23 protein-coding genes are annotated in these 23,708 nt (G+C 39.8%); 18 read left to right on the forward strand and 5 right to left on the reverse strand.

The window, feature by feature from the left end:
• Nucleotides 1-234: 234 nt before the first annotated feature.
• Nucleotides 235-1,143, reverse strand: coding sequence for an EamA family transporter (locus AC1TO8_RS09050; protein WP_482055294.1), 909 nt, complete (start codon nt 1,141-1,143; stop codon nt 235-237).
• 246 nt (nt 1,144-1,389) lie between these two features.
• Between AC1TO8_RS09050 and AC1TO8_RS09055 the strand changes: the two genes are divergently transcribed.
• The 13 genes from AC1TO8_RS09055 to AC1TO8_RS09115 all read left to right on the forward strand — a co-directional run bounded on the left by AC1TO8_RS09055 (nt 1,390) and on the right by AC1TO8_RS09115 (nt 14,895).
• A complete protein-coding gene (locus AC1TO8_RS09055) occupies nt 1,390-2,955 on the forward strand; it encodes a response regulator (RefSeq protein WP_482055295.1) in 1,566 nt (521 codons plus the stop codon).
• Nucleotides 2,956-2,981: 26 nt separating this feature from the next.
• Entirely contained in the window at nt 2,982-4,808 is a 1,827-nt protein-coding gene (locus tag AC1TO8_RS09060; RefSeq protein ID WP_482055296.1) for a cache domain-containing sensor histidine kinase, read from the forward strand.
• A gap of 16 nt (nt 4,809-4,824) precedes the next feature.
• Nucleotides 4,825-6,339: a response regulator gene (locus AC1TO8_RS09065; protein ID WP_482055297.1), complete on the forward strand. Its 1,515-nt coding sequence runs from the start codon at nt 4,825-4,827 to the stop codon at nt 6,337-6,339.
• A 137-nt stretch (nt 6,340-6,476) separates the two neighbouring features.
• On the forward strand, nt 6,477-8,180 hold the full coding sequence (locus AC1TO8_RS09070; RefSeq protein ID WP_482055298.1) for an ABC transporter substrate-binding protein: 1,704 nt from the start codon (nt 6,477-6,479) through the stop codon (nt 8,178-8,180).
• A 94-nt stretch (nt 8,181-8,274) separates the two neighbouring features.
• Nucleotides 8,275-9,243, forward strand: coding sequence for an ABC transporter permease (locus tag AC1TO8_RS09075; protein ID WP_482055299.1), 969 nt, complete (start codon nt 8,275-8,277; stop codon nt 9,241-9,243).
• Between the two features lie 14 nt (nt 9,244-9,257).
• Nucleotides 9,258-10,169, forward strand: a complete 912-nt coding sequence (locus AC1TO8_RS09080; RefSeq protein WP_482055300.1) for a carbohydrate ABC transporter permease — start codon at nt 9,258-9,260, stop codon at nt 10,167-10,169.
• Between the two features lie 343 nt (nt 10,170-10,512).
• Nucleotides 10,513-11,382 carry an NAD-dependent epimerase/dehydratase family protein gene (locus tag AC1TO8_RS09085; RefSeq protein ID WP_482055301.1) on the forward strand — a complete coding sequence of 290 codons (870 nt, stop codon included), beginning with the start codon at nt 10,513-10,515 and terminating at the stop codon, nt 11,380-11,382.
• A gap of 288 nt (nt 11,383-11,670) precedes the next feature.
• Complete coding sequence (locus AC1TO8_RS09090; RefSeq protein ID WP_482055302.1) at nt 11,671-11,841, forward strand: hypothetical protein; 171 nt, start codon at nt 11,671-11,673, stop codon at nt 11,839-11,841.
• A 120-nt stretch (nt 11,842-11,961) separates the two neighbouring features.
• A complete protein-coding gene (locus tag AC1TO8_RS09095; RefSeq protein WP_482055303.1) occupies nt 11,962-12,117 on the forward strand; it encodes a hypothetical protein in 156 nt (51 codons plus the stop codon).
• A gap of 99 nt (nt 12,118-12,216) precedes the next feature.
• Nucleotides 12,217-12,321, forward strand: a complete 105-nt coding sequence (locus AC1TO8_RS09100; RefSeq protein WP_482055304.1) for a YjcZ family sporulation protein — start codon at nt 12,217-12,219, stop codon at nt 12,319-12,321.
• 177 nt (nt 12,322-12,498) lie between these two features.
• Nucleotides 12,499-13,056 (forward strand): GNAT family N-acetyltransferase, encoded by a 558-nt coding sequence (locus tag AC1TO8_RS09105; protein ID WP_482055305.1) that lies wholly within the window; start codon nt 12,499-12,501, stop codon nt 13,054-13,056.
• 113 nt (nt 13,057-13,169) lie between these two features.
• A complete protein-coding gene (locus AC1TO8_RS09110) occupies nt 13,170-14,087 on the forward strand; it encodes a prenyltransferase (RefSeq protein WP_482055306.1) in 918 nt (305 codons plus the stop codon).
• A 43-nt stretch (nt 14,088-14,130) separates the two neighbouring features.
• Complete coding sequence (locus AC1TO8_RS09115; RefSeq protein ID WP_482055307.1) at nt 14,131-14,895, forward strand: DUF6081 family protein; 765 nt, start codon at nt 14,131-14,133, stop codon at nt 14,893-14,895.
• A 134-nt stretch (nt 14,896-15,029) separates the two neighbouring features.
• Here AC1TO8_RS09115 and AC1TO8_RS09120 read toward each other — a convergent pair whose 3' ends face one another.
• Both AC1TO8_RS09120 and AC1TO8_RS09125 read right to left on the reverse strand, forming a co-directional pair.
• Nucleotides 15,030-16,454, reverse strand: coding sequence for a helix-turn-helix domain-containing protein (locus AC1TO8_RS09120; RefSeq protein WP_482055308.1), 1,425 nt, complete (start codon nt 16,452-16,454; stop codon nt 15,030-15,032).
• A 197-nt stretch (nt 16,455-16,651) separates the two neighbouring features.
• On the reverse strand, nt 16,652-16,909 hold the full coding sequence (locus AC1TO8_RS09125; protein WP_482055309.1) for a CBM35 domain-containing protein: 258 nt from the start codon (nt 16,907-16,909) through the stop codon (nt 16,652-16,654).
• 263 nt (nt 16,910-17,172) lie between these two features.
• On the opposite strand from AC1TO8_RS09125, the gene AC1TO8_RS09130 reads away from it, so the two are divergent.
• The 4 genes from AC1TO8_RS09130 (at nt 17,173) to AC1TO8_RS09145 (ending at nt 20,655) form a co-directional block, all read left to right on the forward strand.
• On the forward strand, nt 17,173-17,823 hold the full coding sequence (locus AC1TO8_RS09130) for a response regulator transcription factor (protein ID WP_482055655.1): 651 nt from the start codon (nt 17,173-17,175) through the stop codon (nt 17,821-17,823).
• Nucleotide 17,824: 1 nt separating this feature from the next.
• A complete protein-coding gene (locus tag AC1TO8_RS09135) occupies nt 17,825-18,760 on the forward strand; it encodes a sensor histidine kinase (protein ID WP_482055310.1) in 936 nt (311 codons plus the stop codon).
• Nucleotides 18,761-19,046: 286 nt separating this feature from the next.
• A complete protein-coding gene (locus tag AC1TO8_RS09140; protein WP_482055311.1) occupies nt 19,047-19,970 on the forward strand; it encodes an ABC transporter ATP-binding protein in 924 nt (307 codons plus the stop codon).
• Nucleotides 19,960-20,655, forward strand: a complete 696-nt coding sequence (locus AC1TO8_RS09145) for an ABC transporter permease (RefSeq protein ID WP_482055312.1) — start codon at nt 19,960-19,962, stop codon at nt 20,653-20,655. Before AC1TO8_RS09140 ends, AC1TO8_RS09145 begins: the two co-directional genes overlap by 11 nt.
• A gap of 44 nt (nt 20,656-20,699) precedes the next feature.
• On the opposite strand, the gene AC1TO8_RS09150 is transcribed toward AC1TO8_RS09145, so the two are convergent.
• Nucleotides 20,700-20,930, reverse strand: coding sequence for a hypothetical protein (locus AC1TO8_RS09150; protein ID WP_438347455.1), 231 nt, complete (start codon nt 20,928-20,930; stop codon nt 20,700-20,702).
• A gap of 35 nt (nt 20,931-20,965) precedes the next feature.
• Nucleotides 20,966-23,209, reverse strand: a complete 2,244-nt coding sequence (locus AC1TO8_RS09155) for an alpha/beta hydrolase family protein (RefSeq protein WP_482055313.1) — start codon at nt 23,207-23,209, stop codon at nt 20,966-20,968.
• A gap of 341 nt (nt 23,210-23,550) precedes the next feature.
• Between AC1TO8_RS09155 and AC1TO8_RS09160 the strand changes: the two genes are divergently transcribed.
• Nucleotides 23,551-23,673 carry a hypothetical protein gene (locus AC1TO8_RS09160; RefSeq protein WP_482055314.1) on the forward strand — a complete coding sequence of 41 codons (123 nt, stop codon included), beginning with the start codon at nt 23,551-23,553 and terminating at the stop codon, nt 23,671-23,673.
• The last annotated feature ends 35 nt before the right edge of the window (nt 23,674-23,708 follow it).

A 23,708-nucleotide genomic window follows, 5' to 3' on the forward strand; every position in this document is an offset into this window, starting at 1 on the left:
ATTGGATGAAGCAAGGGAGTGAGGAGCGGAGCGTAGGCAGTACCTACGTGAGCACCGGAAGGACCGGCTGAATTCAATGTTCGATGTCGAATAAGCTTCTTGGCATACTTCGTGATCAAAAGATGGCTTTTTGAATAACCTCTATAAGTTAAAAGAGGTTTCTCTAAAGTTCTATAAGAACTATGAGAAGCCTCTTTCTGCTTGATAAGTTGTAACGCAGGTCAATGATCCAATCTATATCTCATCAGCGATACCTAGCAAAGCAATACCGAGAATAACAACAATAATAACGGCGTACTGTGCTTTACTCAGCTTCTCTTTGAGGAATATTCGGGAGAGTATCACTGAGAATATACTGTATGAGGCAATGAGTGGCGCTGCGATAATAGCGTTACTAGACATAGCAAACACATAGAAGAACTGTCCGGTTGTTTCTAGAATAGCGGCAAATCCCTTGTCTCGCTCTTTGAATACGTTGAATTTTTCTTTTTTTATGAATTTGAGGTAAATAAATGACAATACGGCACATATGAAAAAGGTAAACTCATAAGCAAGAAGTGCTCCATCTTCACTGATCAGTTTCATCTCATCTAAATAGATCGCATCAGCAAAGGTTCCAAGTCCGTCGATTAAGCTATACAGAATTGGGAAGATAATGGCCATAAAGCCAATTTGGTATTTCTTATCAATCAGCGTAGAACTTGCTCGTAGCGCATTGTTCTCAGCTTTCTTTTCTAATATAGCAATCCCAATAACACCTAAAGTAATAACGACTATACCCAATATTTCAAGCATACCCAGCTCGTGAGTGAAAAATATGAATAATAGTATTGCTGTTATAGCTCCAGATGAATTTTGCACGGGAGATGCGATTGAGAGTTCAATATATCTCAAACCGATATACCCAATTGTCATTGATAAAATATAGAGTGCAGAGACGGGGAAGTATTGGATCATGTTCATAGGATCGAACTTTATTCCTTGAATGAGCATATAAGCTGTACCGTGAATCCCCATGACTAAGCCCACGATAATGACGATCTTAATATGGCTGAAACGATCCCTACTATCAGTACCTTTCTTGTAAAATAGGTCAGCTCCGCCCCAAGCGAAAGCTGTTATTAATGCAAATACAAACCACATGACCATTTCTCCTTGCTAGTATTTTAATGAGATTGATAAGTTATACATTTTACAAACAGACGTAAAGTATAACTTAAATTGTTAGTATGACACAATAACAAAGCTCATGTTATTCAGAAGGTTACAAATGAATTTAGATAGTTAGAGATTATTTCGGGTTTCTGTTGTAGAATAATGATGTATTATTGAATACGCTTGCAAAACTAATAAACATGCATACTTTTCCTAGTGATTTAAAGGAGGAACATGATGAAAAGAGTTCTTATTATCGATGATGAACCCTATGTTCTTGAAGGATTACGATGGATGGTGGATTGGTCAAAGTATGGGTTCGAGCTATGTGGTGAAGCGATGGATGGAGAAGAAGGTTATGAGCTCCTGCATAGTTTGAGCCCTGATTTGGTCATAACGGATATTGATATGCCATACATGAATGGTTTATCACTAATTCAAAAGACGATGAAGGAATGCATAAATATCCCTAAATTTGTGATTTTGAGCGGACATATTAAATTTGATTATGTACAGACGGCAATTCGTTATAAGGTATCTCACTATATCCAGAAGCCCATTATGGCAGATGAAGTGGAAGAGGTTCTACATAAGGTTCAACAAGATATGGAAGTGGAACGTAAACAGCTACTTCTTAATCAGGAAATTAAACAGAGGGCATTTACAGCTACGATTTCCCAATGGGTTCGTGGAGAATCTTTGAATGAAATGCCTTCCCATGTTCCTGATTGGCTTGGATTTAAGAAGACTCCCATCTTTAGAATTCTATTGTTAGAATTAGAGAGTGATAAGCATGCCGCACTCAGAAATATTCCTAAATCGGTGATAGAACAGATCGGACAGCAATGCATCATAGAAATAACCTCTTGGTGTAAATGTTCATTGTTCCATGAACCAGATGGTCGGATGGGTGTCTTGTTGGTTGAAGGACCAACGATCCGCAGGATGGTCATAAGTCATCTATCTAAATTAGCTTCGTATGTGAAATCCTCATTTCAACTAGACATTTCGTTCTACATAAGCGGTCAGGGGTATGGACTAACAGAATTACATGAATTATACCAGCAGGCATTGCAAGCTAAGATGATTAGATTAACAGCGAGTAAAGCGGGGATCTTCTTCTTTACTAGCCGAACAAAAGATAGGCTGTGTAATGATACTTTGAATAAGCGCATAGACAAGCTAATAAGTATAGTGAAAGAGGGGCAGTTGGTCGAGCTATCAGAACAGATCGATTTGATTTTTGAAGATTTTAATACTATGGGAGCAGATTATCAGAATATTGTGAATGTTATGGCAATCGTCCGATCCCAGTTAATGAATCTAATGCTGCAATGGAATGCTACAGCCAATATTTGCGATCGAGTATCTTTGATTACCAGGGATACCCCTATATATATTACGCAATTGAAGAGAGAACTTATTGAAGTATGTACCGAAATCGCCTCTGTGCTAGATGTATTGAAGAAAGAGAAGTCAGAGCTTGATCCGATGTATGAAATTATCGAGTATGTGAAATTGAATTATAGTCATAAACTGCAGCTTCAAACACTTGCTCAACAATTCAAAATCAATGTGGTGACCCTTAGTCAATGTTTCAAGAAATATAATGGGATGTCCTTTAACGTCTATATCCATTATTTAAGAATCGAAGAAGCGAAGAGGTTACTACGTCGGACGGATTTAAAGATAGAACATATTGCAAAGAAAGTTGGTTATTCTAATCCGGAATATTTCGTAAAGAAATTTAAAGGTCTAACGGATTGTATCCCGTCAATGTATAAGAAAAATAATGGTTGAGTCTATCAATTTCAGGGAGGATGCGGATGCGGAGACACTCAATTAGAGGATTTACTCATATCATTAATGATATTCCATTGAAATACAAATTCCTAATAATCTACTTATTGTGTGTGTTGATTCCCATTATTGCGATTAACATTCTCTTCTATAAGCAAATTTCACAGAATATTCTACTTCGTGAAGAAGAGAATATAGCAATCTCAATGAATCGAGCAACGAAAGAAGTGACAAGAACGATCGAAGAGTTGGTTGGTCTAAGTTACACGATATCTAGTGATCTAGCATTGTATAAGGCGATAGACCGAATCTATGAGAGTCCAGTGGACTTCTATGAGACCAATGATTTGTTGTTGCGGAATAAACTGAAAGCATATTTACCTGTTCACCCCAATCTACTTGAATTGGGCATATATACGAGCAATGATACGATTGCAAGTGGCGGCGAATATTTCTATTTAGATATACGATTGAAGCAAACGCCATGGTATAAGAAGCTTCAATCCTCTGAGGATCAAGTGTTTGTATATGCTTATACCAATCAAGCACCACTACCTCCGAATAAACCTGCCAGATTGATTAGTATCATCTATAAACTCGATAATTTTAGGGACCTCCGAACATATGAGAAATATTTAAAGATTGATCTTAATATGGATAAATTGAATGATATCTTGATAATCGAGCGGGATTATTTGGATTTTTGGTTGATTGATAATAACAACCGGATTGTCATGTCGAGTCAACAAGGAAATGACATAGCTACCCCTGAAATGCAGATGCTGATGGATGTAACAGATGATGAGACGGTTCGCTTCGAGAGAAGTTTGGGAAGCGCCACTTATATGAAAGGATGGAAATTAATTGGAATGGCAGATCATAATAAAGTGGCAGATACGTTTACACAATCACGCAAATTTATGATTGTACTCATGATTATCAGTACGTTCATACCGACCGTATTAATTATCATTATATTAAGGTCTTATCATGACCGAATGAATAGGCTGACTAGGCAGATGAAAGGGGTAAAGACTGGGCGATTTGATCCGTTACTTCTGCCGGAAGGAAAAGATGAGATAGGTGGACTAATTCACAGCTATAATCTTATGATAGGCAAGATCAATTCACTTATTAACGATGTATATAAATTAGAGATTCAGAAAAAGGACTTAGAACTGGAACGGGTTCGTGCGGAGTTGAATTTCTTACAGAGCCAACTGAATCCACACTTTCTGTTTAATACTTTAAATGCCATGCTGGTAGTTAGCACGAAGAACGGATATACCCAGATCACGGAGATTATTAAGAATCTATCTTTGATTCTACGTCGACTGTTAAGTTGGACGGATGATCTTGTTACATTACAAGAAGAAGTACGTTTTACAGAAATGTATTTACAGATCGAGAAGTTTCGCTTTAGGGAGAGATTCGATTACACGTTGACTATTGATGAGTCGGTATTACTCTACAAGATTCCGAAGATGAGCATTCAACCATTAGTAGAGAATGCATGTAAGCATGGTTTTCAGGCGGCAAAGGAGATTCGTAATATTCTGATCACTGCACAAGTCATAGCAGGGAAACTTGTCGTAGTTGTAGAGGATAATGGAATGGGAATGGATGAGATTCGGATACAGGAAGTTATAAAGTCCATCCGAGCAACTGATTATTCGGGTGTGCATGTCGGGATCCGTAATGTGTATAAGCGGCTTGAACTGTACTATGATGGATGTGTAGATTTTCAGATAGAGAGTTTGTTGAGTCAGGGAACTCAGGTGCGATTCGCCATTCCGCTTCTCCAACTTCAAAGAACCGGTTCAAATATAGATGACAATGTAAGTTCTTCTTAAGAGGGAAGGTGACCTCATGTATAAAGTATTATTAGTTGATGATGAACCCCTGGGTCTCGAAGCCCTGATGATTATGATCGATTGGACTAAACTCGGGTTTGAAATTTGTGGAGTCTGTGAGAATGGGATGGAAGCATTACACACTATAGAGGATTGTGATCCTGATATTATCGTTACTGATATTGAAATGCCGATCATGAATGGTCTTGAACTAATTGAGCAGAGTAAACTCCAAGGCAGGGAAGATATTATATTTATAGTCATAAGTGGATATAGTCAATTTGAATATACGAAGCGTGCGCTCGCAAATGGGGTCCATCATTATTTGCTGAAGCCGATCATAGATAGTGAAGCGACAGAGGTGCTCATTGAAGTATATGGCATATTGGAACGTCGGCAGCAGGTGTCCGACATCACGAAGTTTGTAGAACGTACTCAGTTAGAACGAGTATTGTCAGACCTCGTGAACGGTGATTTGGATGAACTAGAAGATATCATAAGAGATGAGTTAGCACAGATATCTGATCAGGCGAGTCGTTGGTGTTGCATTCACTTTTTAGTGGAGACGACCGCATATACGGATCTTCGAGAGGCTGTGAAGCATTGTATAGAGGGCCAAAAACAGATCATTATGGTTAATTCTACTACGCACTCTTTTGGGCTCATATATGGCCTTCAAGCCTCAGAAGATATTAGGGAAGTAGTGGATGATCTACTTCTATTAATTCAGGAGCGAACGGCAGTCAGATTCAGTCTGTCCGTTGGGCGATTGACTGTTGAATTAGGCAAGGCTAGAGAATCCTACAATGATGCCCTACAAGCCTCCGCCTACCTTTTCTTCATGAAAGGAAATCCTATTGTATATTATCAAGATGTTATGAATCAGGGAATTCGTTACGATCCTGCCATGTTAAGTAAGGCGACTGGGATACTGTATATGATGGAGTGCGCGAATCCTAACCATCTCCAAAAGGAGATTCACGACGTATTTCGTGAGTTTCAGGCTACGTGGACTTCTCAAGCCATTATTATCATGTTCATACATCATATTGTATATCAGAGTTTTCTCATTCTTCAGGAAATCGGGCAAGACTTTGAAGGGGTTGGACAGCTATCGCTACACAATCTACATAAGCCTACCTGCTCCCTGAACGATATGGAGCATTGGCTGAGTGAGTATTGTATAGCATTTCAACAACGATTCACTGATATTCGTGAATCGAAAGCAGTGGGCATAGTAGAACAGACTAAGATATATATATCGGAACACTATTGTGAGCCTATATCGATTAAGGATCTTGCAACTAGATATTACTTGCACCCGGTCTATCTAGGCAAAGCATTTAAAGACAAATATGGAATAGGCATTCAGGAGTACGTGAACAATCTACGTATTGATGAAGCGCTGAGATTGTTCAAAGGGAAAGATCTTAAGGCTAGCCAAATTGCGGAGAGGATTGGATACGGCAGTTACTCGCAATTTCTAAAGCAGTTTGAGAAAAGAGTGGGACAGAAACCAAGAGATGTCTAAAGCATCGTGAGTCATTTATTAGTATTGCTCTAATATTTGAGGGGGGTAGACCTTTAATTTGAGAATTGTAAACGTACAAGTATAATCTATAATAAGTACTGAAAGCGTTTCCAAACCAATTTTTAGGGGGTTAGTTAATGGCCGTTACGAGAAGGAAAACATTCATGACAGCATTGGCTTGTATGCTGATATTCAGCATTGTCATGATGGGATGCAGTAACAATAACGCATCGAATGCGAATACGAAAACGGAAACAGAAACAAAAACAGAAACGCCAAGTACGGACACTCCGGCCACTGCGGAGCTAAGTCCAATTAAGATTTCGGTGTACAATGGCGCCCCTGGGCAAGTATCACCTGAGAGTAACAAAATTTATAAGAAGATTAAAGATGAGCTTGGAGTTACCTTTGAGATGGAATTTCTCGTAGGTGATAATGAGCAGAAGCTCGGAGTTATGATCGCGGGTGGTGAATACCCTGATTTGATTACGGCAGATACGAAGTTAGTCGCAGCTGGTGCAGTTATCCCCTTAGAAGATTTAATTGAACAACATGGGCCGAACTTGAAGAAGCATTACGGACCGTATTTGAATCAGATGAAAGACTCAAGTGATGGGCATATTTACTGGTTGCCTAACTACGGAGTGTACACTGGAGCATTTAATGAAACATGGTATGGAGGTCCTGCCTTCTGGATTCAGAAAGCAGTTCTCAAGGAATACGGTTATCCGAAATTAAAGACGTTGGATGAATACTTTGATCTTATTCAACAATATAAAGAAAAGTATGAGCAAATTGATGGACAACCTACGATTGGATTCACTACCCTCGCTTTTGATTGGCGGACATTTGGGCTTAAGAACGCACCGCAGCATTTGGCGGGATATCCGAATGATGGTGGCGTGACGGTAGATAACAATGTTGCACAGATCTTTGCAGATAAAGCAATCGCGAAAGACTATTACAAGAAGTTAAACGATGCGAATGCGATTGGATTGATGGATAAGGAAGCATTTGCTCAAAACTATGATCAGTATTTGGCCAAAATAGCTAGTGGTCGTGTACTTGCAATGTTCGACCAACACTGGAACTTCTCATCGGCTGAGGACTCTCTTACGACACAGAAGAAAGAGGATCGTACCTATGTAGGTCTTCCTCTTGTCTATGACTCGAATACGATAGATTGGTATCGTGACCGTCCTCCTGTTAACTTGAACAATGGTTACGGAATTAGTGTAAATGCTAAGGACCCGGTCCGAATTATTCAGGCCTTAGATGCAATGCTTGCTGAGGATTGGCAGAAGACGCTGCAATGGGGAATAGAAGGTGAAGATTATCTGGTAGATGCAGAAGGTATGTTCTATCGAACCCAAGAGATGCGTGATCTGCAGGTAGACCCTGCTTGGCAACTTGTCAATCGTGCAAAATATCTTTTGGAATATATCCCTAAAATCCAAGGTTCGTTCAGTGATGGAAATGCGAATGCAGCTGGATCGCAAGTCAAAGAATTTAAGGATGGCCTGAAACCGTTAGATAAAGAAATTCTAGATGCATATGGCCATGACATGTGGACTGAGTTCTTTGCACCACCACCTGAGAATCCTGTTTACTACGCGGCATGGCAGATCGACCTTGTTGAAGGTTCGGATGCAAGTATTGCTGATACGAAGATCAATGATCTATCTTTAAAATTTTTGCCGAAGGCTATCTTATCCAAACCTGCTGAGTTCGATAAGGTCTGGGATGAGTACTTAGGAGAGCTTGGCAAAGCCAATGTAAAAGCTTATGAAGATAGAGTGAACGAACAGATTAAATGGCGCGTTGACAATTGGAGTAAATGATTTTGTAAGAAGTATACTGATGTGGAAGGTATGATGCGAAATGCTTCATACCTTCCCTTTTTCCAAGGAATAGGAATAGGAGGGGCAGTGAACTATGTCTGAAACTAAATTGCCCGTATCAAACTATAATAAAGTACCTAAGATCAGCCCTATTATTAAAAGGTGGAGAATATTACGTGAACAGAGGCAATTACTCTTCATGTCCGTTCCAGTCATGCTTTATATTATCCTATTCTCCTACGTACCCATATGGGGCTGGTCTATGGCTTTTCAAGATTTCAAGCCAGCAAAGACTTTTACTAATCAGACTTGGGTAGGACTTAAGCATTTTCGTTTCCTATTCACAGATGAAACGTTTCTTCGTGTACTTCGTAATACGTTAGCCATGAGTATGATTAATATGGTTCTAGGTTTTGTGACAGCCATTGTATTTGCTATATTGCTCAATGAGATTAGATCGAAGTACTTCAAGAAAACAGTACAGACAATTTCATATTTACCACACTTTCTATCTTGGATTATCGTAACGGGGCTTGTCGCTAATTCACTAGCTATTGATGATGGCATAGTGAATGTATTACTAATGAAGATAGGCATAATTGATAATCCAATCATGTGGTTGAATGAAGGGAAGTATTTCTGGGGAATTGTAGGAGCATCTCACGTATGGAAGGAAGTCGGTTGGAACGCAATTATTTATCTAGCTGCTATTACTTCAATTAGTCCAGAACTTTATGAAGCAGCGGATATAGATGGGGCGAATCGCTATCAGAAGATGATGTATATAACGATACCAGGCATTAAATCGATTATTATCATTCTATTAATTATGAACTTGGGATGGATCTTGGAAGCTGGATTTGAGGTTCAATATTTGCTGGGTAATGGCCTCATTGTGGATTGGTCCGAGACGATTGATATATTCGTACTGAAATATGGGCTTCGAATAGGCAACTATTCACTTGCAACTGCTGCCGGAATATTTAAGACCATCGTCAGTATCACGCTCATCTTTGCTGCGAATACCATCGCCAAACGTCTTGGCGAAGAGAGATTGATCTGAGGAGGTCTAGTGCAATGAGAAGAAAATTAATTCAGACAAGTCGTTGGGAGCCGATTGTATTTCACACACTGAATTCGATAGGGATGGTATTATTAGCGATTATTACGCTCTATCCGTTCCTTAATACGCTTGCCATATCCTTTAACTCTGGTATAGATACGGTTCGTGGTGGCATTTATTTATGGCCAAGACAATGGACGTTGCAGAATTATCGAGCAGTATTCATCACAGGTACTGTGCTGAATGCATTCTGGATCTCAGTGGCAAGGACGGTCATTGCCACGGTCCTTAGCGTTCTATTAACGTCTATGCTCGCATACGTTCTCAGCAGGACAAATTTCTATTTCCGGAAATCTTTCACTTTAATTGTTGTCATGACAATGTATTTCAATGCGGGACTGATTCCCTATTATTTTTTGATTAAAGATTTAAATTTGCTAAATTCCTTCTACGTCTATATTATTCCGGGACTTGTAAGTGGATTTAATCTCATTGTCATTCGAACCTATATAAAAACTTTGGCAGAAAGTCTATTTGAATCTGCCAAAATTGATGGGGCTGGTGAGTTTAGAATATTCATTCAAATTGTTCTACCGTTATGTAAACCAGTACTCGCGACTATTGCTCTATTCGTTGCAGTCGGTCAATGGAATTCTTGGTTTGATACGTTCTTGTTCGCATCCTCCAAGCAACACTTGAGCACTTTGCAATATGAATTGATGAAGCTACTATCATCAACGATGAATTCGAATAGCAATCCTGGAATGACGCAAGGAATGGATCAGGATTCAGCGCGAAATATGATTACTCCAATCTCGATTCGTTCAGCGATCACGATTGTAGCTGCATTACCAATACTAGTCGTATATCCTTTTATGCAGAAATACTTCGTGGCGGGTCTTCAATTAGGTGGTGTAAAGGAATAAGATGAATATCATCATTATTCGATACGAATGTGATTGTTAATGGTGAAGGATTTACCGCTATGGTAGAAAAATGATAGCACAACAACAATCCATCCCAGTTATTGTGAGATGGATTGTTGTTGTGCTTTCTCTATTTTATGCAATGTATGCGCAGTTCCCCAATCATGCATGGCGAATAGAATGGGTTCTAAGCCGAGCGTTTAGTTGAAGATACTGTTGTGTTACATATGATTCTGATACGCTTATGTTGTTTACAGATTGTTGTATAGTAGGTACAATGGATGCTTGTAAGCGTTATATTATATAATTGTAGCTATGATCTACAAATCTAAGGAGGCTCTTAATGAGTAAACAACGGGTAATTGTCACTGGAGGTAGTGGGCTGGCAGGGAAATGGATACTGAAGCATTTTGTAGAACAAAATTATGAGGTTATTAATCTCGATGTAAAAGCCCCTGACGAGAAAATTTGTCGGACAATTATTACGGATTTAACAGATTTGGGCCAAGTTCATAGTGCACTTTCTCAGTATGCGGGTGGGCATCGGCAAGAGGTAGCAGGGATCGTACATTTTGCAGCAATTCCGCAAGCGTATACGCACACCAATGAAGTATGCTATCGGAATAATGTGATGAGTGCATACAACATTATGGAGGCGGCGGCTAATTATAATATAGATAAAGTAGTAGTGGCATCAAGTGAATCCTCTTATGGAATTTGCTTCGCTAGTGAATTCTTTGAACCGAAGTATTTACCGATGGATGAAGAACATCCACAATTACCGGAAGATAGTTATGGATTGTCGAAGATCGTGAATGAGGTGACTGCAGAGACGTTTAACCGTCGTACGGGTATGCAAATTGTTAGCTTCAGATTAGGTAATATTCTAGTTCCAGAGCGTTATGCAGATGTGAAGGCACGCTTTGATCATCCAGAAGATCGGCTGCGTATTCTATGGAGTTACATCGACGCAAGAGACGTTGCTTCTGCGTGCCAATTGGCCATTGAGACAGATGGACTTGGGGCGGTAGCTTTGAACCTAGCAGCAGATGATATATCATCTGATCAACCTACATTGCAATTAGTTAATCGTTACCTACCAGGAGTGACTGATATCCGGACGCCACTTGAGGGTAGAGCAACTTTACTATCTAGTGCTAAGGCCAAGAGATTATTAGGTTGGCAGGCTAAATATAATATTATGGAACAATAAGTTCATTCCCCATGGAATGAAGTAGCTACATGAAATCCCTGGGGGGTTCGCACTCTCGACCTTTCAGCCCTTGTCCGGAAAGGATTGCTGAGGGATATCCATCCCTACGTGGGAGCATGGATTGCAAAATCATCCGTACTGACCCTGAACTTACTTACTGATGTTCGCTTCCCAAGCGCTAACGGCGGATTAAAGATGGTAACAATCATATCTTTACCAAAAAGCCCTCTCCCACAATGATTAATGTACATAGACTAGGGTGTACTCACAAAAAAGGAGGAATTAATCATGGGTGAAGTTGTTGGTGGATATGGTTGTGGTGGTAATGTTGGAAATGCCGGAAATGCCGGTGCATGTGGCGGGGCTGTTGGTGGATTTGGTGGATTAGGTGGATCGACTGGTGCAATTTTAGTATTGTTTATTCTATTGGTCATTATCTCTAAAGCCTTATGGGTATAAGGTAAACCAATCATTTATGAGGGCTCTGCTATGATAGCGGAGCCTCTTTTTTTTGTCTCTTGTGACGAAATGACTTTGGAAACGTATAAACCTCTATAACTGACAAAGAGGTGATTTGCGTTGGATAACGGGTATTTTGTTGGATGGGGAACACTTGCACTAATTAACGCTGGGATTGCACAAGGTAAAAATAGGTCTGGGCTCAACTGGTTCTTGCTGTCTTTAGTATGTGGTCCACTCGCAACATTCTTTCTTGTGATATCGAATAAGCGATAAGAATAAGTGATATTTTTTTTGAAATTGCCAGATAACCCGCTCCATTATTCGTTCACAACATAAACTAGATTGTACCTTAAAATTGAGGAGGAATGACTTATGAGTGGAGCTTTAGGTGGCTTTGGGGGTATTGGAACATCAACGAGTGCAATTTTAGTATTGTTTATTCTATTGGTGATTATTACGAAATCATTCCTTCTGTAATTTAGCGCTCTGATGTGAATAATTGTTAGAAGTAGGATTCGAAATATCATCTTTCTGAATTATGCTCCCATGATTCAGGAAGGTGATTTTTGATGTTTAGCTAGACAGTAATTAGTGGGTTTATGTTATATTAAATTTAAGGGGTTGTCCTAATCTTGTGAATATGGAGGAATATTAATGGAAACTATTCGAATGAGTGAATATGTAAATAAGCGAGTACAAGCATATCAAGCGAATGTAGACGATGTACAGGATATCATGGACATACTCTTAGACATAGCACGATGGTTGCATAGCCAAGGATCTAATCAATGGGCAGGCCTTCTTGAGGGAGAAGATAGCCATGATATGCTCGGTTCTATTTCACGTGGGGAAGTATTTGTATTCAAAGAGAATGGCTATTGTGTGGGAACTGTAATCTTGAAGAGGCGGGCTAGTCAATGGGATGAAGATTTATGGGGCGAGAATGACGAGCAACTTGGCTCGGCTGTATACGTACATAGACTTGCTGTTAGCCGCGGTTATTCGGGCAAAGGTCTAGGGGGAGAGATCCTCCATTGGGTGGACAACGGAATTCATTTCAAAGGTAAGGACCGAATACGACTGGACTGTATAGCCAATAATGAAATATTGAACAGCTATTACCCCAGATATGGATATAGCTTTATGGGTGAAGTTAAAGGATTTAGTAAATACGAGAAATTAATTCCAATGGATCAGAGTCCCCAATCATGACAATAACCGATAAAATATGATATTCTTAAAGTGGAGAGTTTGAACAATCGTCTGCAAACTTATTTGCAGGCTTTATTTGTTGAGTTTTGAACAAGAAGGAGGGGACATAAGGATTGAACAAGATTAGACAATTTCTAAAGGCATCACGAGCTTCGATCATTATGGTTATGCTTATTCCTGTTGCATTAGGTGCATTAGCAGCTTTTGTATGGGATGGTGTATTTCATATTGGACTATTTGTATTAACACTTATAGGTGCAGCACTTGCACATCTATTCTCCAATATGATCAATGATTTATGGGATTATAAGAATGGGGCCGATTCCGTTGTAGAAGATGAGGTCGATGCCATAACTAGCCACTCTGGATATTTGACGAAAGGCATGTGGAGTGTACGAACGTATACAATCGTGACATGGATGTTATTTGGTGTCGCTATTTCTTGCGGAATAATACTGAGCTTCTTTAGCGGTTGGTGGGCATTCGTCCTCGGGCTACTGGGTGGGGCAATCGCCTTTTTCTATGTGGCACCTCCTCTAAAGCTTGGATATCGTGGAAAAGGATTAGGAGAAGTTGCTATTCTACTTTCGTTCGGTGTGCTGCCTGTGATGGGTGCTTATTATGTGCAGACAGCCCATATGGATATTCGCGCGCTTCTATTATCGTTGCCGATCGGACTTCTTACGACGCTTATTCTGTTCAATCATCATTTCTTACATTGGAAATTAGACCTTCAAGCAGGTAAGAAAACGCTAATTGTCGTATGGGGCGAAGCGCGAGCGCTCCAATTCTCTAAAGTGCTACTGTATCTTGCCGCGATAGCACTCTTCATATGTACGATTGTAGGGATATTACCTTACTATGCGCTAATCGCATGGATAGCTTTAATTCCACTATACCGTGTATATGGCAGATTGAAGGAGCATAATAGTTCTCAAGCTTATTTACCGCTCATGGGAGGATCTTTACAAGCAACCATGCGTTTTGGAGCGATACTTATCCTGATCATGATTATTGAAGGGTTAATGTAGAGCACATAGAAATGTTTATTATAGAAGGAAAGAGGGATTTGAGATGGAACAACAAGTAGTGATTGGTGATTTTCATACTATTTTATCAGAAGGACAAGTGTGGAAAATGGGTGGATTCCCCCTTCCTGATGGAACATACTGGGAGTATCGTGAGCCAGATGCGGTTGTCATCGTGCGCAATGGAATTCTTTATGCACGTGCTACGTTAAGTCGGAAGAATGATCATATTCAGATACTGGATAATGCGAAGCATATGTATTACTCTGTAGAACCAGTGGAAGTGCCGGAAGCGGGAGAAGTGAGTTTTGAACTACAGATCCGTGCACGCACACAGAATACAGCCCCTGGGGACTTGTATGATGGGTATGTCTCTTTAAATTTACTGGATTTCACAACGGGTGCAGCGCTTGATTTCTTTGCTGGGAATGATAAGTATGCAAGCGTATATGGCATTCTTCCTTTTCCAGGCGTTCAGGTACCTCCATCTGATAAGACACGGTACTTCTGCATATTTAAAGAAGATACGAACTTCAAACCAAGGGAATTTAACACCTATAAAATAACGTACAATCGTGCTCAGGATGAAGCGGTCTTTTATTTGAACGGGGTAGAGGTTAGACGGGAGAAGAACATTCCGATTAAGCTGAATCAGTTCACCATTGCGCTTGGGATGATGACGGAGAAGGATCTATCACCAGAAGGAAGCGTATCTGTACACGGACAGACTGTTATTGCTGAATGGTCGCCGATTACGGTTACGACAACAGAAGGGCAGAAGGATTCGAAGAAAGTCGATTTGGGTGAATAAATAAACAATCTATTTGGTGAATAAAAGAGAGTTGCCTGCGAGAAGTCTTTAAAAGACTTCTCGCAGGCAACTCTTGTTTTGTTTATACTCCCATACCGTGAGAGAATAATGATATTACACCTGCGCTTAGAAGGCTAACCATCATAAATTGCGTCGCCATACGGACGAAGATTTTCTTCATGTTCCCACACCTCCTTACATATTCCAGAATAAACAAATTGTTGCTCTTGAGTTGCGTGCTGACGGTACACTTCAAATAATGTCATAGAGCTAACCATACCATCTTTACTATTTATAGTGAATGAAAGTCTAAAGCTCTGTAAGACATTTTCTAGACCTTCTCGATGAAGCCCTTTTCTAAAACAATATAAAGCATATGTTTGGAAAAACACGTGATAACGATAAGTATAAAAAGGTTCCTTATAGTAATATGAAGTGGATTCATAACTCCAACCCTCTTTGTGATCAATTCGATATTGTGCAATTTGATCTGTAAATATATCGAGATATTCGTCAACTAAAAAGTTAACTCGATTGGCGGATTCAAGTAAAGTAGTCAAACCATATACAATTTCATTAGGCTGTTGTTTGAGGAAATTCACGTATTCTACAACCCTTGTTAGATTTCCTTGTTTAATTTCAATAGATAATAAGTTAGCTTTAGCAAACATGTTAAATTGTTCTACTTCCTTGATTCCTATCGCATCGAGCCCTTCAAGCCAACTCATATCTTCATATTTCGCAATCCATTTCTTCGATTCTGCGAACATCCCACGATGCTCATAAGAACCCGCTTTAAACAAATAGCCTTGCCCATAGTAATATACTAAAGGACGCGCAGGATTGAATTCAGGATCATTCCACTGTTGTTGCTTTAGGTAGATCGTTTCAGCCAATTGAACCAGTTCATTAGAATAATTCTCGACTTCATCCCATTTGGGTTTAACTGCAAACATTTGTATGAGCATTAATAACCCATCGAGAGCATATGCATCTGGCAATCGATGACGATAGGGAATGAATTGCATAGCAATCATGAAGCTCTTATGCCCATCTGATCTATAAATCTGAAAGAGCCTATAATAACTTATGGCTAAGCGTTCCGAATGAGTTAATTCTTCAGCCTCTATAACGCTCTCATACATGATCGCAGCAGCAACTTGCCAACCTTGTGCAAACATTAATTCTGCAGTATCAAAAATTTCAGTAATCGGACTTGAATCTTCATCTAGACGAGTTATGACTTGGCGGATGCAATCATGATGCTTTAGTTCCGCGCAACGAATTAAAAATGATTGTAGACTCTGCCAGTTCGCAGCGGTAGTTCTGAAGCACTCATCTATATATAATTCGTATAAGTATCCTTCTGAGAGTCCCATACCAGTAGTAATAAGATCTAGCTGTTCTAAGGTTATAGGTTTAGGAGAGTTCCTATTTAATATAGCACGTAACATACGTTGGCTTATGCCGGCAGCTTGGGAGAACGATTGTTGACTCATTCCTGATTGTCTTATATATTCTTCTATTTCTGAACGGATCGTAATGTTATGTGACTTCAACTCAAGCCCCCCATGATTAGTATATAAGAATTATATATAACTAGTATATACTGGTCAACGGAATATATCCAATTATTAGGTATATAATAAACCTGCTATTTAGTTCAGTGTGTGTGTAGATCGGTTAGCTCGTCAAGTGTGATTACATATGGATGATCATATACCAGCTCCAATTCGTCTGATATTCTTGTAGAAGATTAGGATCTGGTATGGGTCCATTCTCCGTTATAGCCGATCCACAGCTGATACATTCCCTCTTTCGGAGCATGAATAGTTATGGACAATGAATCTTCCGGTTGGTCAAAGCCTGTAACGTATCCATTACCAGAGAAGCTTGCGGTCTGTTGACTCTGCTCCACGCCATGAAGAACGCCATCTTCTGCTTCAAAAATATACATAGGTTGTTCTCGTTTACCAATGAGGTAGATAGTAATTACTACGGCAACAATGATCAAACTTGCTGTAATGATAATCCATTTCTTCGTTATATTGAGCCTCTATTCATAGTATATACAGCTCTAATTATAATCCTTCCATATATATAGTAAATGGAAAAAACATTCTATTAGATGGCATAATGCGAGATTGTCAGAATAGTGGTAAATTGAGAGATAGGTCGAAGAAATAAGATGCAATTGTGGATATAACAAGATAGGTGGGTGAAGATAGATTGTCAGGAACAATATTACTCGTAGAAGACGAACCTTCCATAGGTGAGATGGTAGTGAATTATTTGGAGAAGGAAGGATTCACCGTTGTCCATGCGAAAGATGGGGAAGAAGCGGTACGGAGATTTGCCCAAGAATCATTTGATTTGATTCTTCTAGATCTGATGCTTCCGAAGTTAAGTGGCATGGACTTCTTAAGAATCATTAGAGAGAAGAGTCTGATCCCAATTCTGATTGTATCTGCTAAAGATGGTGAAGTGGACAAAGCATTAGGACTTGGTTTCGGAGCGGATGACTACATTGCTAAGCCATTCTCTATGATAGAACTATCTGCTAGGGTGAAGGCGGCACTTCGAAGAGCGAGTTATCATGTGAATGTTCAGACTGATGATAGAACAAATATCGTCGAGATTCATGAGTTAGCGATGGATATGGATAACATAACCATTAGTAAGAATGGGAAAGAAGTAAAGTTAACTTCTAAGGAGTTACAAATACTTAAGCTGCTCATGACTCATCCCAAAAAGGTATTCACCAAAGAACAGATTTACCAGTCGGTGTGGGATGAAGCCTATTATGGAGATGAGAACATCATTAATGTACATATGAGAAGATTGAGAGAGAAGATCGAAGACAACCCCTCGGATCCTCAGTATATTAAGACCCTATGGGGAATCGGTTATAGACTAGGAGAGTTTTAGTATGACTATTCTATACGTTAGTATCATCATATTATTAAGTGTGGTCATTATAATTCAGTACATATCGGCGAAGAGAAGAACGGATGACCTACAATACTGTTACAGTAAGTTAATGTCTATTATGGAGACTAAGTCTTCAGAGAAACTCATGAGAGTGACGGATGACGTTAACGTCCAATCCCTTTTGATAGCGATGAATTTGTTGCTAGATGCTAACCAAGAGTTAACAGCGCATTTTACACGAACTGAAATGGTGATGAGACGGATGCTTGCCAATGTGTCCCACGATCTAAAGACGCCATTAACTGTCGTTCTCGGAACGATTGAAATGATCCTTCATGACCCTAACTTAGATAAGGAAGAACAAGAACGACTATTAAAGTTACTCCATCAAAAGGCACTAGAGATCACTAAGCTGATTCATACTTTTTTTGATTTGGCTAAGCTCGAGTCAGACGATCAAGATTTTGCTGTGACGCGTGTGAACATGAATGGCGTGTGTAAGAATAGCATCCTTTCATTCTATGATGTGATTCAATTGAACGATCTTCAGCCTATGATTGAAATACCAGATACCTCCATATATGCCTACGCTAATGAAGAAGCATTGGAACGCATATTGAATAACTTAATGGATAACGCAATTCGATACGGATTCGATGGAAAAGTTATTGGTATTACCTTGAGAAGTGACGAAGCCTATGTATATGTGGATGTGTGGGATCAAGGGAAAGGCATTAGCGAGCAGCATCATGATCTTGTTTTTGAAAGAATGTATACGCTCGAAGACTCCAGGAATAAATCATTTCAGGGTAGCGGACTGGGGCTCACCATAACCAAAAGATTAGTTGAACAATTAGGTGGAGAAATCCATCTTCACAGTAACCCATTTAAAAAGACGGTCTTTACCGTACAACTTCCACGAGCTACATATTAGGATGCTATGTATTCGTAAGATTTTTGTAAGAATTAAGAAAGAGAAAAGAAAAGGTTATGCTCTAATCTTATAGTGAGAGTTCAAAAAGTCGACTTTTCAGCACCGAGAAGATTGGATGAAGCTAGGGACTGAGGAGCGGAGCGTAGGCAGTACCTACGTGAGCACCGGAAGGACCGGCTGAATTCAATCTTCGATGTCGAATACACCTCCTGTTATACTTCGTGATCAAACGGTGACTTTTTGAACAACCTCTTATGAATAAGAACATTTGAAGGAGCCAACAAAAATGAGTATTATCCTGAGCACGAACCATTTAACCAAATCGTTTCAAGGGAAAGATGTCGTAACGGATGTAAGTATGAAAGTTAGTCAAGGACAGATTTACGGATTCCTCGGTCCTAACGGGGCAGGAAAAACGACAGTGATGAAGATGTTACTGAACCTAGTCAAGCCGACTAGCGGTGACATTGTCATGTTCGGAGAACCCTTAACGCAATCGTCCATTGAGTATCTTAAGCGGATAGGTAGCATTATTGAGTATCCTATCTTTTATGATAAATTGACAGCACTTGAGAATCTAGAACTGCATTGTGCGTATATGGGTTTCTACAATAAGAAGGCAATCAAAGAAGCCTTGGAGTTAGTCCATTTAACTAATGTCGATCATAAATCTGTTCGAGATTTCTCACTAGGTATGAAGCAAAGGTTAGGTATTGCGAGGGCGATTATTACGAAGCCAGAACTATTAATTCTTGATGAACCCATCAATGGGTTAGATCCCAGTGGTATGAAAGATATGAGAAATATATTCAGTATGCTTAGTAAAGAGTATGGCATGACGTTGTTAATCTCAAGTCATCTGCTGGGAGAGATTGAACTGGTTGCGGATACGATTGGCATCATTAAGAGTGGGAGGCTGATCCAAGAGGTATCCATGGATACGTTGCGAGCGCAGAATACGGACTATGTCGAGCTCAAGACTGCTGATTATAAGAAGGCAGCTTTCATTCTGGAAAGTAAGCTTCAACTCAGCAACTTCAAGGTGATGGATGAATCGGTTATTCGTATTTATGATACCGACATAGCCCAGTCGGACATTTCCAAAACATTGATCCTAAACGATGTGGCCATTGAATCAATTAATAAAAAGACGGCATCGTTAGAGGAATACTTCTTAACACAAATCGAGGGGGTGGAGAATGTTGGTTAACTTGATGAAGCTTGAGCTGAAGAAGAATAAATTGGGTTGGTACTTTAAAGGGGTTGTTGTTGCAAACCTGTTGATCCTTCTGTTCATGTGCTTTATGCCTTATGTGCGGGGGCTAGAGGGAGAACCTGTCTTTATAGGCATAACTGAAGCACTATCGGTCGTGGGGACCTTCGTACGAGTGACGTTTGTAATTTTTGCATCCGTACTCTTTGCCAAAATAATCATAGGGGAATATAAGAATAATACGATATCAGTTCTGTTTACTTACCCGGTCCAACGCAACAAAATTATCCTTGCTAAAATACTACTAATCACTGGGGTAACTTTCATCGTAATCGTGCTTTCAAATGTGTTTGTATCAGGTGCTTTTATCATGATCAATCATTATCTTAATCTTGTTCCGAATGATCTATCTAACGATTGGTTATTACCAGATTTAGTCAATGTTGTCGTTCAGTCTATAGCAGCAACGGGGATGAGTCTCATCTGCTTATATTTTGGAATGCGGAAGAAATCAGTCCCTACAACGATTGTGTCATCTTTATTGATTATTGCAGTGATTAACTCTAACAACGGTGGTTTCTCACTTAGTTCTATTATCGCGATACCTCTTACACTAGCAGTGATAGGTGTGGGTGTAGCCTATGTCACTTTTAGAAATATTGATAGAGTGGATATTGTTTAAAGTAGAAAAGAAAGAGGATACCACGTTGGTATCCTCTTGTCATTTTATGATGCGCAACCCGCACATTCGACGTAATTGTCACCAACTGCTTTGGAGATACTCAGAAGTTCCCCCATCTCAATATCTTCCTTGGAAGTAAACTCATAATCATAAGCCGTTTCTAGGGCAAGCTCGGAAGCTTTCTCTTTACTATCGGCAAATACGCTAATTTGTTCTTCATTTCCAGTTGAGATCACCTTATAAGCAAAAGTATAACGTAGTATTTCGTTGTCCACTTAGTTCACCTCCTAATGTAATATCCTCTTGTTGTTCAATTCTGATATAGCCCCAAATCACCCAATAATGCTTGGCCAGGACCTTCACTAAATTTCAGAGTGATTTTATTTGTATTTTCAGGTACAAAGTTAGGGTTGATCTTCTCTACTGCCTCGAAGGGCAGTTCAACCGTTTGATATATCCCAGTATCTGGCGTGCTGTATTTACCCTTATCGAAATGCTTCTCAAGCCATACACTTTTCGTGAATTGAGGAACGATCATAGGTTGAATCGTCATGAATTGTGATAGAGGAAGGGTGACAGAAATACCATCACCGGTTTCCAACGCTATTTCAATTTCTGCAATAGGTACCGTATCGCCCTGAACATCGATTCCATCCACATTTTGGTCGGCTAAGGAGAAAGAGAGCCCATCTGCTTCTGTAAAATAATCTGTTACGCCATCCTCCTCCTCATCCCAACTAAGTGAAAAGGTAGCTTCTTGCGAGTCATCATTGTTCCAGTTTAATAGGATGCCTGTATTCTCCGGTGTTATAGACTCTTCAGTCCAGTTTAGTCCACCGCTTACTTCAGTCTTTATTTCATCTACAATGGTCGAGCTGTTCTTATCGTCATCAAATGTAGCAAGCTCGATAAACTTGCCATCCTCAAATCTATTGAAATAGATGGAGTCTGGTAGCCAGTGTAGCCCTGTTCTGTAGTCACGGAATAAACTTGTATATTCTGTTTGATCATGGAAAATGGTTTCCAAAAAGGCAGATACATACACTTTAGCAACTTGCCTTTGATCGGAACCCTTCATTAAGTCATTTCTGTTTAGGAATAGTCCCTTCGGTAAGTTCGTATCCAGTCCCCCCCACGATGTATTGAATTGGGAGTGGTTAGCATTAGGGATATGGAGATAAGTTTTAAATCCGGCGTCATTAGATGGGAAGCTAACACGATCATATTGACGTTCGCCGAAATATTCATTCAAATCGCCATCACGTGCCCCTTGAAGTACCATATAGCTTACATTTCGAAGCTTTGCTTGCATTCCATCGACCTTTGCATCGGTTGGAGCGAGAGCGATCACAGCTTTGATGGAGAAGTTCTTGAGATCTTTGTTGAGATTTGGGTCCGATAGGAACCAACGATCTGCATCTGCAGCCATAGTCGCCGCCTGACCTCCTCGAGAGTGACCGATCAGAGCAATGTTGCCGAAGTCAACTTGCTCATAGAAGGGTGATTCAGGCTGTTCTGAGAAGGATTGAATCTGCTGAAGATGCTTAAGAAGTAACCAAGTACGTACTTTGATATCATTCTTTGGTATTTTCGACCATACAGAATAGTTTAGAAAGTTCTCATCTACAGATATAGTTATAAACCCTCTACTAGCAAGTAACTCTCCGAGATAACCATATCCATCATCAGAGTGATCCTCCATTAAATGATTGCCATGGACCATGAGTACGAGTGGAAAAGGACCCTCTCCAGTAGGCATCCACACCCTTCCGTTTAAAGGAAGGGACTTTTGGTCGAAACCCCAGGATAAGGTGCGTAGCCAAGGCCATTTATCAATATATGAAGAGGCATCTACGGATGATGATTTAAGATCAACCAAAGTGCCGTACTCTTCACGGTGTATGTCAGTTCCACTTCCATAAGTGAAATGCTGCGTGTCGAAGTTACCTAGTTCAGCTGGATTGGAAAGTGGAATGGTAGAAATCGTCGTATCCGGTATAGGTGATACTCTGATTATATCTGATTTCTCTACTAAGAAGGAGCCTATGATGATGAATGGAACAATAGATAGTAGCAAAGTCATGATCCATTTGGTTCTAGTTCTTACATGTTGACTAGCCACTAGGGCTAGCCAGCAACCTAGAAGAATTCCTAGTAGAGTGACGATAACCGATATCACGATAGATACGATGACGCCACTACCGGGAATCCACAACATGAAATAAAAAGTGACCAAATTAAATAAAACCCCACCAGTGAATAGACGTGGAATACGAAGTCCAGTCAATGCGAGTAGAAGTGCGATCAGATTCGCTGAACATACGAGTCCTAGCGTTCCTACTGTAATCATCATGAATATATCAAGCATAGTGCCGAGTCCAGTGGGTATGCTGAGCGCTGTTAGAGCAAACATATAACAACCTGATGCCCAAACTCCACTTTGAGATAACCTCCAAAAAGGTGTATCGAAATCGTACGTCGCCTTGAGTTTTAATGTTATTCGTGAGCGGAATGTAGGTTTAAACGGTGTAAATAAGTTAGTGTCGAGTTCCATGAGCTCCCCCATAAGATTTAAATAGAATATTGCATACCTACTATTGTAACATGCTCATAAACGATTTGGGTTGTTATTTGTTAAAAGAAAAGGAAAAAATATATCTTTAAAGACTCAAAACCAAAACTAGTACTTGATAAAAACTTGTGTAGGATGCCGCTACGATGACGGATTATTCTTCCGATCGCTGTTGCCCTCTTATTAAGAGCTTAAGACCGCGGAATCAGAAAGAGACCCTCATCCTGCCCAATTGTTCAGATGAGGGTCATATTCCCTCGAAAGTACAGGTTTAACGGGAATCGTTGAAGACAGCTATTACGATAAGGAAATGACAGGTATGTTTGATACAGGTAGGTGCTGGGAAGTTGACAGCGGAGTTGTATAAGAAAAATACAATTGTCGGATGGGATTTCGATACGGTCTGGTCCATTGATGAAGATAACGGCTATCCCACATTACAGTAACTTTATTCATTGAAAATAAACAAACAATAAAAACT

Source organism: Paenibacillus sp. Y859 (assembly GCF_056786405.1).

What these genes read in the sequence shown, in the direction of transcription:
- AC1TO8_RS09050 (WP_482055294.1), bottom strand. Translation starts at nt 1,143, where the DNA reads ATGTGGTTTGTATTTGCATTAATAACAGCTTTCGCTTGGGGCGGAGCT.
- AC1TO8_RS09055 (WP_482055295.1), top strand. Translation starts at nt 1,390, where the DNA reads ATGATGAAAAGAGTTCTTATTATCGATGATGAACCCTATGTTCTTGAA.
- AC1TO8_RS09060 (WP_482055296.1), top strand. Translation starts at nt 2,982, where the DNA reads ATGCGGAGACACTCAATTAGAGGATTTACTCATATCATTAATGATATT.
- AC1TO8_RS09065 (WP_482055297.1), top strand. Translation starts at nt 4,825, where the DNA reads ATGTATAAAGTATTATTAGTTGATGATGAACCCCTGGGTCTCGAAGCC.
- AC1TO8_RS09070 (WP_482055298.1), top strand. Translation starts at nt 6,477, where the DNA reads ATGGCCGTTACGAGAAGGAAAACATTCATGACAGCATTGGCTTGTATG.
- AC1TO8_RS09075 (WP_482055299.1), top strand. Translation starts at nt 8,275, where the DNA reads ATGTCTGAAACTAAATTGCCCGTATCAAACTATAATAAAGTACCTAAG.
- AC1TO8_RS09080 (WP_482055300.1), top strand. Translation starts at nt 9,258, where the DNA reads ATGAGAAGAAAATTAATTCAGACAAGTCGTTGGGAGCCGATTGTATTT.
- AC1TO8_RS09085 (WP_482055301.1), top strand. Translation starts at nt 10,513, where the DNA reads ATGAGTAAACAACGGGTAATTGTCACTGGAGGTAGTGGGCTGGCAGGG.
- AC1TO8_RS09090 (WP_482055302.1), top strand. Translation starts at nt 11,671, where the DNA reads ATGGGTGAAGTTGTTGGTGGATATGGTTGTGGTGGTAATGTTGGAAAT.
- AC1TO8_RS09100 (WP_482055304.1), top strand. Translation starts at nt 12,217, where the DNA reads ATGAGTGGAGCTTTAGGTGGCTTTGGGGGTATTGGAACATCAACGAGT.
- AC1TO8_RS09105 (WP_482055305.1), top strand. Translation starts at nt 12,499, where the DNA reads ATGGAAACTATTCGAATGAGTGAATATGTAAATAAGCGAGTACAAGCA.
- AC1TO8_RS09115 (WP_482055307.1), top strand. Translation starts at nt 14,131, where the DNA reads ATGGAACAACAAGTAGTGATTGGTGATTTTCATACTATTTTATCAGAA.
- AC1TO8_RS09130 (WP_482055655.1), top strand. Translation starts at nt 17,173, where the DNA reads ATGGTAGTGAATTATTTGGAGAAGGAAGGATTCACCGTTGTCCATGCG.
- AC1TO8_RS09135 (WP_482055310.1), top strand. Translation starts at nt 17,825, where the DNA reads ATGACTATTCTATACGTTAGTATCATCATATTATTAAGTGTGGTCATT.
- AC1TO8_RS09140 (WP_482055311.1), top strand. Translation starts at nt 19,047, where the DNA reads ATGAGTATTATCCTGAGCACGAACCATTTAACCAAATCGTTTCAAGGG.
- AC1TO8_RS09145 (WP_482055312.1), top strand. Translation starts at nt 19,960, where the DNA reads ATGTTGGTTAACTTGATGAAGCTTGAGCTGAAGAAGAATAAATTGGGT.
- AC1TO8_RS09155 (WP_482055313.1), bottom strand. Translation starts at nt 23,209, where the DNA reads ATGGAACTCGACACTAACTTATTTACACCGTTTAAACCTACATTCCGC.